The sequence below is a fragment of the Arthrobacter sp. 2YAF22_2 genome (genome assembly GCF_052114645.1).
Taxonomy (GTDB): Bacteria; Actinomycetota; Actinomycetes; order Actinomycetales; family Micrococcaceae; genus Arthrobacter.
Map to the genome: position 1 here is coordinate 1 of NZ_JBFRFD010000708.1, position 1,410 is coordinate 1,410.

Annotated in this window: 1 protein-coding gene and 1 pseudogene; both read left to right on the forward strand. The window is 65.6% G+C overall.

The window, feature by feature from the left end; all coding sequences use genetic code 11:
• Positions 1–283: pseudogene (locus AB4Y86_RS18890) on the forward strand (MFS transporter); the annotation flags it as partial.
• A gap of 117 nt (positions 284–400) precedes the next feature.
• The coding region (locus tag AB4Y86_RS18895; protein ID WP_441403665.1) for a sugar porter family MFS transporter at positions 401–1,410 on the forward strand (1,010 nt) is incomplete at its 3' end.

Genomic DNA, 1,410 nt, shown 5'->3' on the forward strand with positions numbered 1-1,410 from the left:
GCTTAAGGATCCTGCCGTGGCGGCCGACCCCGCCAACGCCAAGCTCTACGCGTTCTTCAAGAACGGCGCCAGCAACGACTCGCTGAACGATACGAGCTGGCTGCACACAGCCAATTCAGCGCTGACCCGGCCGATCACCGAAGGATTCGCCCAGTCCATCGACGCGGTCATGCTGACGGCGGCCGTGCTGACCGGTATCGCGTTCCTGATCACCTTCGCGCTGCCGAATAAGAAGCTCACGGATCCGAAGGCTGCCGCCAAGGAGGCGGTACCGGCCCACTAGGCTGGCACGTCACGGTCCACCCCACGTCGGCACTCGTGTGACGTGCATCCCGGTGGCGCCGGTGCAAGACTGGAGATTCGGCGTGAGCCGAGGACCACGATCTGCCGAGGAGCTTCCATGACCAAGAATGACCAGCCTGCCGCCAAGATCCCCGGACGGGTCATTTGGTTGGCGGTGGCGGGCGCCGTCGGCGGCTTCCTCTTCGGCTTCGACTCGTCCGTCGTCAATGGCGCGGTCGACGCCATCAAGGGGCAATTCGGACTGAGCGAGGCCGTGACCGGCTTCGCGGTCGCGGTGGCCCTGCTGGGCTGCGCGGTCGGTGCCTACCTGGCGGGACGGATCGCGGACCGTTACGGCCGTATCCCGGCGATGAAGATCGGTGCCTTGTTGTTCCTGGTCAGCGCCTTCGGCGCGGGGTTCGCTTTTGGCGTGTGGGACCTGGTGTTCTGGCGCCTCGTCGGCGGTCTGGGCATCGGCCTGGCCTCGGTGATTGCTCCGGCTTACATCTCCGAGATCTCGCCGCGCCGGGTGCGCGGCCGTCTGGCGTCTTTGCAGCAGCTCGCCATCACCACCGGCATTTTTGCTGCGCTCCTCTCCGACGCCGTGTTCGCCAACTCTGCCGGCGGCGCCGGGCATCCCCTTTATTTCGGTGTGGAGGCCTGGCGCTGGATGTTCGTCGCCGGGGCCGTCCCTGCCATCGTTTACGGCTGGGTCGCTTTTACGCTCCCCGAATCGCCGCGGTTCCTGGTGTTCAAGGGCAAGGAAGACGAGGCCCGCGAGGTGTTCGAGTCCATCGCACCGGATGAGGACACCGACCGCAGCCTGCGCGATATCAAGACCGCCATCGAGGAAGACTCGGCCGCCGGCAAGAAGGGCTCCCTGCGCGGCAAAGCGCTGGGCCTGCAGCCGGTCGTGTGGATCGGCATCATCCTGTCCGTGCTGCAGCAGTTCGTCGGCATAAACGTGATCTTCTACTACTCCACGACACTTTGGAAAGCGGTGGGCTTCCAGGAGAAGGACTCGCTCACGATCTCGGTGGCCACCGCGATCACCAACATCTTGGTGACCCTCGTGGCCATCGCGCTCGTGGACCGGGTGGGGCGCCGTCCGATCCTGCTGACCGGCTC